This window comes from Modestobacter sp. SYSU DS0290 (genome assembly GCF_054050955.1).
Genome location: NZ_JBJHAI010000013.1, coordinates 102,204 through 110,560, shown reverse-complemented (window position 1 = coordinate 110,560; position 8,357 = coordinate 102,204). Strand labels below are relative to the sequence as shown.

The window sequence follows — 8,357 nt, the reverse complement described above, 5'->3', positions numbered from 1 at the left end:
CCGGGCGCCCACCCCCCCGCCCCCCCCCCCGCGCCCGCCGCCCCCCCCCCCCCCCCCCCCCCCCCCCCCCCCCCCCCCCCCCCCCCCCCCCCCCCCCCCCCCCCCCCGGTGCACCCGGTCCACAGACCACGGAGGCCCGGTCATGACAGACCAGCGACCCACCCCGCCCCGCCTGCAGGTGCGCGGCGTCACCAAGCGGTTCGGCGCCGTCCGCGCGATCCGCAACGCCGACATGGTCGTCCAGCCGGGCACCGTGCACGCCCTGGTGGGCGAGAACGGCGCCGGCAAGTCGACCCTCATCAAGATCCTGGCCGGGGCCGAACGCCCCGACTCCGGGTCGATCACCTTCGACGGCGAACCCGTCTCGATCACCACCACCACCGACGCGATGGCCCTGGGGATCGCGACCGTCTACCAGGAACCGCAGCTGTTCGACGAGCTCACCGTCGCCGAGAACGTCTTCCTGGGCCGGGAGATCACCCGGGGCGGCCGGGTCGACTGGGCCGCCCAGAACGCCCGGGTGACCGAGCTGCTCGAGCTGATCGGCCTGCCCGCCCGCTACGCCACGGTGACCGCGGGAGACCTCTCGATCGCCGAGAAGCAGCAGGCCTACATCGCCAAGGCCCTGGCCGGTGACGCGAAGGTGCTCATCCTGGACGAGCCGTCGGCGATCCTCACCGACCGCGAGGTGGAGGTGCTCTTCGGCGTCGTCCGCCGGCTCACCGAGCGCGGGGTCTCGATCATCTACATCTCCCACCGGCTCGACGAGCTGTTCGTGATCGCCGACGAGGTCACCGTCATGCGCGACGGGGAGACGATCGGCACCCACCCGATCGGCGACCTCACCGTGCGCCAGGTCGTCGAGATGATGGTCGGCGGCGCGATCGAGGACACCCGCCCCGAGCGGACCGTGCCCCCCGGCGACCCGCGCCTGGAGCTGCGCGGGCTCGGGCTCGCCGACCGGTTCCACGACGTCGACCTGCAGATCCGCCCCGGGGAGATCCTGGCCCTCTACGGGCTGGTCGGCTCCGGCGTCGCGGAGATCGGCGCCACCGTCTACGGCATGTCCCGGGCCACCTCCGGCACCGTCCTGGTCGACGGCCGCGAGGTGCGCCCGCGGTCGCCCCGCGAGGCGCAGGAGCTCGGCATCGCGCTGCTCCCGGCCAACCGCAAGGAGCAGGGGCTGTTCTCCTTCCAGCCCATCTCCTTCAACATCTCCGCCGGCCACCTGGGGCTGCTCTCCCGCTTCGGGGTGTGGCTCGACCGCCGCCGGGAGACCTCCGTCGCCCGGTCGATGATCGACCGGCTCGCGGTGAAGGCGCCCAGCGAGCGGACACCGGTCGGTGCCCTGTCCGGCGGCAACGCCCAGAAGGTGGTCCTGGCCCGGCAGCTCGTCGACAAGCCGGGGGTCCTGGTCCTCGCCGAACCCACGCAGGGGGTCGACGTCGGCGCCAAGGAGGAGATCCACCGGCTGATCACCCAGCTCGCCGACGACGGGGCTGCGGTGCTGATCGTCACCTCCGACCTCCTGGAGGCCATCCGGATCGCCGACCGCCTGCTCGTGGTCCGCGCCGGCACCACCACCGTGGAGTTCGGACCCAACGCCGACCAGGTCGACGTGCTCACCGCCGCTGCCGGTGACGAGTCGGCCGCTCCACCCCCCGGGCAACACCCCCAGCAGACAGGAGTCCCGGCATGAGCAGCCCGACGCTCACCCCACCCGGCCCGGGGGGCAGCTCCGCCGCCGGGGAGGCGGAGGCAGGCACCGGCGTCCGCGGCCGGGTGCTGCCCCCGCCGGTCACCGGCCAGGAGACCGTCCTCATCGCCGTCATCGCGCTGCTGTGGCTGGTGCTGAGCCTGGCGACCCCGGCGTTCTTCACCGCGGGTTCGATCGTGCCGCTGCTGGTCGCGACCACCCCGATCGCGCTCATCGGCATCGGCATGACGATCGTGATCATCACCGGGGGGATCGACGTCTCGGTCGGCAGCATCGTCATGGTCGCCTCGGTGATCACGGCGAAGACGATGGTCGACACCGGGCTGCCCCTCACGCTCGCGGTGCCCCTGTCCATCGCGGCCGGCGGCGTGCTGGGCCTGGTCAACGGCGTGCTGATCGCCTACGGCCGGGTGCACGCGATCATCATCACCTTCGGCACCCTGAACCTGTTCCGCTTCATCGGGCTGCAGATCTTCGGGTCCTCGACCGTCGAGGGCATCCCCCGGACGCTGAACTTCTTCGGCCGGGGGGAGGCCGGGCGCACCCTGGGCATCCCGCACGCCTTCCTCATCACCATCGTGATCGCCGCCCTCGCCTGGTACTACCTGCGGCACACCGCCGGTGGCCGGCACTTCTACGCCATCGGCGGGGACGCCCACGCCGCCCGGCTGGCCGGCGTCGCGGTGCGGGCCCGGGTGCTGTCCGCCTACGTGGTCACCGGACTGCTGGCCGGGCTCGCGGCCTGCTTCGTCCTGGCCCAGGGCACCTCCAGCCTGGCCGCGAACGTCGGATCCGGGCTGGAGCTCGCGGTCATCGCCGCGGTGGTGATCGGCGGGACCTCGATCACCGGGGGCCGCGGGTCGGTGCTGGGCACCGTGCTCGGCGCGCTGCTGGTGCAGACGGTGGCCACCGGGGTCACCCAGCTCGGCTGGCCCACGCAGCTGTCCTCCCTCTTCGTCGGGCTGTTCATCATCATCGCCGTCGGGGCCGACCTGCTCCGGCAGCGCACCAGGAGCGCGTCATGACCACCTCGACCACCCCACCCGACGCCCCGGCCCCGGAGAAGCAGCAGCCCGGCGCCGCCACGGACCGCCCCGAGAACCTCGCGGCCCGGACGCTGCGCATCCTGCTCACCCAGCGGATCGCCCTGCTGGTGCTGCTGCTCGTCGTCGTCGTGGTGACGATGCTGACGCTGAGCCGGAACAACTACCTGGCCGCGCCCTACGACGGCTCCTACATGGCCGCGACCCTCATCAACGCGGTGCCGCTGGTGCTGCTGGGCCTGGCCGAGCTGCTCGTCATCACGTCCGGCCGCGGCGGCATCGACCTGTCGGTCGGCGCGATCGTGTCGCTGACCGGGATGGTCTTCGGCTTCGCCTACGGCGAGTGGGGCTGGTCGCTGTTCCCCGCCCTCGTGCTCGCCGTCCTCTTCGGTGCGCTGTGCGGGGCGATCAACGGCTTCCTCGTCGCCTACCTGGGCTTCCCGGCGCTGATCACCACGCTGGCGACCTACTACGCGTTCAGCTCCCTGGCCCTGGTGATCAACGACCAGCAGCCGATCAACGCCCGGCCGATCCAGGAGCTCTACTCCACGGCCCGGGCGGTGGAGCTCCCGTTCCTCCCCGACCCCGTCCCCGCCGTCCCGCTCGGGGTCTTCACCTACCTGATCCCCGCCGTGGTGGTGATCTGGCTGGTGATGGCGCGGACCACCTACGGCCGCCGGCTCTACGCGATCGGCACCAACGACGTCGCGGCCGAGTGGACCGGGATCGACGTGCGCCGCACCCGGTTCCTGGCCTACGTGGGGGCCGGCGCGCTGTCCGGGCTGGTCGCGGTCTACACCGTGGCCCAGTTCGCCTCCGCCCGGCCGGACGCCGGGGTGGCCGGCAACGGCATGGCGCTGCCGGCCATCACCATCGCCGTGCTCGGCGGGGTCGCGATCACCGGCGGCATCGGCCGGGTCGCGGGGGTGGTGCTGGCCACGCTGCTGATCGTGTGGCTCAACGCCGGGATCCTGCTCGCCGTGCCGGGCAACGCCGGCACCCAGTTCCAGCTGTTCGCGCTCGGCTTCGTCCTGGTCTTCGCCGCGCTGCTCAACGGCTTCGCCAACCGGCGCTACGGCGGGACGTCCTAGCCGGCCCGCCCACGGATGCCACCGCCCGCTGCACGGCCCCGGGCCACCGGGGCAGGGAGAGAGGAAGTCCCATGACCGTGACCCACGGCGTCCACGCCCTGGTCTGGACCGGAGGCTGGTCGCGCGAGGAGGCGCGCCGGGCGATCGCCGCCACCGCCGAGGCGGGGTACGACCTGATCGAGATAGCCCCGATCGACCCGGCGGGGTTCGACGGGGACATGACCGCCCAGCTGCTGCAGGAGCACGGGCTGCAGGTCAGCGCCTCGCTCGGGCTGAGCGCGGACACCGACGTGTCCAGCGAGGACCCGGAGACGGTGGCCCGCGGCCGCGAGCGGCTGGCCGCCGCCCTCGGGGTCCTCCGCGACAGCGGCGGCACCACGCTGTGCGGGGTCCTGTACTCCAAGCTCGGCAAGTACGACGCCCCGGCGACCGAGCGCGGCCGGGCGAACTCGCAGGAGACGATCGCCTGGCTGGCGGACAAGGCCGCCGCGTCGGGGATCACCCTGGCCCTGGAGTTCTGCAACCGGTACGAGACCAACATCGTGAACACCACGCAGGAGACGCTGGACTTCATCGCCGCGGTCGACCGGCCCAACGTGATGGCCCACCTGGACACCTACCACATGAACATCGAGGAGCACTCGTTCGCCGCGGCGGTGCGGGCGGCGGCGGCCGCCGGTCGGCTGGGCTACGTGCACATCGGCGAGTCGCACCGCGGTGCCCTGGGCACCGGCTCCATCCCGTGGCCGGAGTTCTTCGGGGCGCTCGACGAGGTGGGCTACGAGGGGATCGTCACCTTCGAGTCCTTCTCCTCCGAGGTCGTGCACCGGACGCTCTCCAACGACCTGGCGATCTGGCGCAACCTGTGGACCGACAACGACCGGCTGGCGCGGGACGCCCTGGCGTTCACCCGGGCCGGCCTGGCCGAGGCCGCAGCCCAGCGGGGCGCCGGACCGCGCTGAACCGGCGACCCCGCTCCACCGGGCCGGTGGAGCGGGGTCAGCCCCGCGTGGGCTGTGGTCGGCGGGTCGCGCCGGGGACGTACCGCACCAGGTCGGAGGTCTCCGCCACCAGCGCGCGCAGGTCCTCCAGCGCCCCGGTCACGGTGCCCGCGGCGCGGGCCTGCACCAGCACGTTGCCCAGGGCGGTCGCCTCGACGGGCCCGGCCAGCACCGGCCGGCCGCAGGCATCCGCGGTGAGCTGGCACAGCAGCGCGTTCTGCGCCCCGCCGCCGACCACGTGGACGACGTCGACGTCCCGGCCGGACAGCCGCACCGCGTCCTCCACCACCCGCGCGAACGCGGCCGCCAGGCTGTCCAGCACGCAGCGCACCACCGCCGGCCGCCCGGCCGGCACCGGCTGCCCGGCCGCCTCGCAGGCCCGCTGCACCCGGGTGACCATCGGCCCGGGCGGGAGGAACACCGGGTCGTCCACGTCGATGACCGGGCCGCCGGCCGGCAGCTCCCCGGCCGCGGCCAGCAGCCCGGGCAGGTCCGCGCCGTCCTGCCCCCAGTCGGCGAGGCAGCCCTGCAGCACCCACAGGCCCATCACGTTGTGCAGGTAGCGGATCCGGTCGTCGACGCCCCGCTCGTTGGTGAAGCCGACCGCCAGGCTCTCCTCGGTGAGCACCGGCTCCTCCAGCTCCACCCCGACCAGGGCCCAGGTGCCGCAGGCGACGTAGGCGAACCGCTCGTCGGTGGCCGGCACGCCGACCACCGCGGAGGCGGTGTCGTGGCTGCCGACGGCCACCAGCCGCGCATCGGCCAGGCCGGTGCTCTCGGCCACCTCGGGCCGCAGCCCGGCCAGGACGGCGCCGGCGTCGTGCACCGGCGCCAGCAGCGCCGGGTCGATGCCGGCGAGTTCCACCAGGTCCGGCGCCCAGCGGCCGGTGCGCACGTCGGCCAGCCCGGTGGTCGAGACGTTGGTCGACTCCGCGCCACGGTGGCCGGACAGCCACCAGCCGACCAGGTCCGGCAGCAGCAGCAGGCTGCGCGCCGAGCCGAGCAGGGGCTCCTCCCGCTCTGCCACCAGCTGGTAGAGCGTGGTGAACGGCAGGTGCTGGAGGCCGTTGCGGCGGTACAGCTCGGCCGCCGGCACCCGCTGGTGCACCAGCTCGGCGATCCCCTCGGTCCGGGGGTCCCGGTAGGAGCGTGGGGCGGCCAGCAGCGTGCCGTCGGCGTCCAGCAGGCCGTAGTCCACCGCCCAGGTGGCCACCCCCACGCTCACCACCGGCTCCCCCGCCGCCCGGGCCAGCTCGGCGACCCGCGTCAACCCGGCCAGGGACTCCCGCCACAGGCCCAGCAGGTCCCAGCACAGCGCGACGTCCCGGGCCCGCGGCACGGTCACCGCCCCGTTCCGGAAGCGGGCCGCCTCGGTGAGCGCCAGGTGGCCGGGCCCGACCGCGCCCAGCATCACCCGGCCGCTGGAGGCGCCGAAGTCGACGGCGGCGTGCAGGCTCACCGCAGGAAGGCGGCGGCGACGCCGGAGTCGACCGGGACGTGCAGACCCGTCGTCCGGGTGAGCTCGCCACCGGTGAGCGCGAACACGGCGTCGGCGACGTGGTCGGGCAGCACCTCGCGCTTGAGCAGGGTGCGCTGGGCGTAGAACTGGCCCAGTTCCTCCTCCGGCACGCCGTAGACCGCGGCCCGCTTGGCGCCCCAGCCGCCGGCGAAGATCCCCGATCCGCGGACCACGCCGTCGGGGTTGATGCCGTTCACCCGGATCTGGTGCTCGCCCAGTTCGGCGGCCAGCAGCCGCACCTGGTGCGCCTGGTCGGCCTTGGTCGAGGAGTAGGCGATGTTGCTCGGGCCGGCGAACACCGCGTTCTTGCTGGAGATGTAGACGACGTCGCCGCCCATCCCCTGCTCGATCATGATCCGGGCCGCCTCGCGGGAGACCAGGAACGAGCCCTTGGCCATCACGTCGTGCTGCAGGTCCCAGTCGGCCTCGGTGGTCTCCAGCAACGGCTTGGAGATCGACAGCCCGGCGTTGTTGACCACCAGGTCCACCCCGCCGAAGGCGAGCACCGCCGACCGGAACGCGGCTGCCACCGCCTCCGCGTCGCTGACGTCGGCCGCCACACCCACCGCAACGTCGGCCGAGCCGATCTCCGCAGCTGCGTCGGTGGCCTTCTGCAGGTCCAGGTCGGCGACGACGACGCAGGCGCCCTCGGCGGCCAGCCGCTGGGCGATCGCCTTGCCGATGCCGCTCGCCGCGCCGGTCACCAGCGCGACCCGGGTGGCCAGCGGCTTGGGCTTCGGCATCCGGGCCAGCTTGGCCTCCTCCAGCGCCCAGTACTCGATCCGGAACTTCTCGCTCTCGTCGATCGGCGCGTAGGTGGAGACCGCCTCGGCACCGCGCATCACGTTGATCGCGTTGACGTAGAACTCGCCGGCCACCCGGGCGGTCTGCTTGTTCGCGCCGAAGCTGAACATGCCGACGCCGGGCACCAGCACGATCGCCGGGTCGGCGCCGCGCATCGGCGGGGAGTCCGGGCCCGCGTGCCTCTCGTAGTAGGCCGCGTAGTCGGCGCGGTATGCCTCGTGCAGCTCCTTGAGCCGGGCGACGACGTCCTCGACCGGGGCGGACGCCGGCAGGTCGACGACCAGCGGGCGCACCTTGGTGCGCAGGAAGTGGTCGGGGCAGGAGGTGCCCAGCGCCGCCAGCCGCGGGTGCTCGGTGGAGGCGAGGAAGTCGAGCACGACGTCGGTGTCGGTGTAGTGCCCGACCTGCGGCTTGTCGGTGCTCGCCAGCCCGCGGACGACGGGCAGCAGCGCGGCGGCCTTGGCCCGGCGCTCGGTCTCCGGCAGCGCCTCGTAACCCGGCAGCGGCGCCCCGAAGGGCTGCGGCCGGCCGCGCTCGGCGAGGAAGCGCTCCGCCGTCCGGATGATCTCGAGGCTGTTGGCCTCGCACTGCTCGCTGGTGCCGGCCCAGGCGGTGATCCCGTGGCCCCCCAGGATCGCGCCGATGGCCTGCGGGTTCTCCTCCGCGATCTGGGCGATGTCCAGGCCCAGCTGGAAGCCGGGACGACGCCACGGCACCCAGACGACGCGGTCGCCGAAGCACTCCCGGGTGAGCGCCTCGCCGTCAGCGGCGGTGGCCAGGGCGATCCCGGAGTCGGGGTGCAGGTGGTCGACGTGCGCGGCGCGGACCAGCCCGTGCATCGCGGTGTCGATCGACGGGGCCGCCCCGCCCCGGCCGTGCAGGCAGTAGTCGAACGCGGCGACCATCTCGTCCTCGCGGTCGACGCCGGGGTAGACGTCGACGAGCGAGCGCAGCCGGTCGAGTCGGAGCACGGCCAGGCCGGGCTCGGTGAGCGTGCCGAGGTCGCCGCCGGAGCCCTTCACCCAGAGCAGCTCGACGGGCTGCCCGGTCACCGGGTCGGTCTCGGTGCCGGCGGCGGAGGTGTTGCCGCCGGCGTAGTTGGTGTTGCGCGGGTCCGCACCCAGGCGGTTCGAGCGGGCGAGCAGGTCACTGACCACGGGGTTCGTCATGTCGTCGTCCTTC

General features: G+C 73.8%; 6 protein-coding genes. 4 read left to right on the top strand and 2 right to left on the bottom strand.

All coding sequences use genetic code 11. The annotated features are described in order from the left end of the window. The first annotated feature begins 142 nt into the window (after positions 1-142). The 4 genes from ACI795_RS12595 to ACI795_RS12580 all read left to right on the top strand — a co-directional run bounded on the left by ACI795_RS12595 (position 143) and on the right by ACI795_RS12580 (position 4,813). Positions 143-1,699 (top strand): sugar ABC transporter ATP-binding protein, encoded by a 1,557-nt coding sequence (locus ACI795_RS12595; RefSeq protein WP_457075855.1) that lies wholly within the window; start codon positions 143-145, stop codon positions 1,697-1,699. Next, positions 1,696-2,742, top strand: coding sequence for an ABC transporter permease (locus ACI795_RS12590; protein WP_457075854.1), 1,047 nt, complete (start codon positions 1,696-1,698; stop codon positions 2,740-2,742). The genes ACI795_RS12595 and ACI795_RS12590 overlap by 4 nt, the downstream gene beginning before the upstream one ends. Continuing rightward, positions 2,739-3,851, top strand: a complete 1,113-nt coding sequence (locus tag ACI795_RS12585; RefSeq protein ID WP_457075853.1) for an ABC transporter permease — start codon at positions 2,739-2,741, stop codon at positions 3,849-3,851. The genes ACI795_RS12590 and ACI795_RS12585 overlap by 4 nt, the downstream gene beginning before the upstream one ends. 71 nt (positions 3,852-3,922) lie before the next feature. Continuing rightward, a complete protein-coding gene (locus ACI795_RS12580) occupies positions 3,923-4,813 on the top strand; it encodes a sugar phosphate isomerase/epimerase family protein (protein ID WP_457075852.1) in 891 nt (296 codons plus the stop codon). Positions 4,814-4,850: 37 nt separating this feature from the next. Here ACI795_RS12580 and ACI795_RS12575 read toward each other — a convergent pair whose 3' ends face one another. Both ACI795_RS12575 and ACI795_RS12570 read right to left on the bottom strand, forming a co-directional pair. Then, entirely contained in the window at positions 4,851-6,311 is a 1,461-nt protein-coding gene (locus tag ACI795_RS12575; protein ID WP_457075851.1) for a rhamnulokinase, read from the bottom strand. Then, entirely contained in the window at positions 6,308-8,344 is a 2,037-nt protein-coding gene (locus ACI795_RS12570; RefSeq protein ID WP_457075850.1) for a bifunctional aldolase/short-chain dehydrogenase, read from the bottom strand. Before ACI795_RS12570 ends, ACI795_RS12575 begins: the two co-directional genes overlap by 4 nt. Positions 8,345-8,357: the final 13 nt, after the last annotated feature.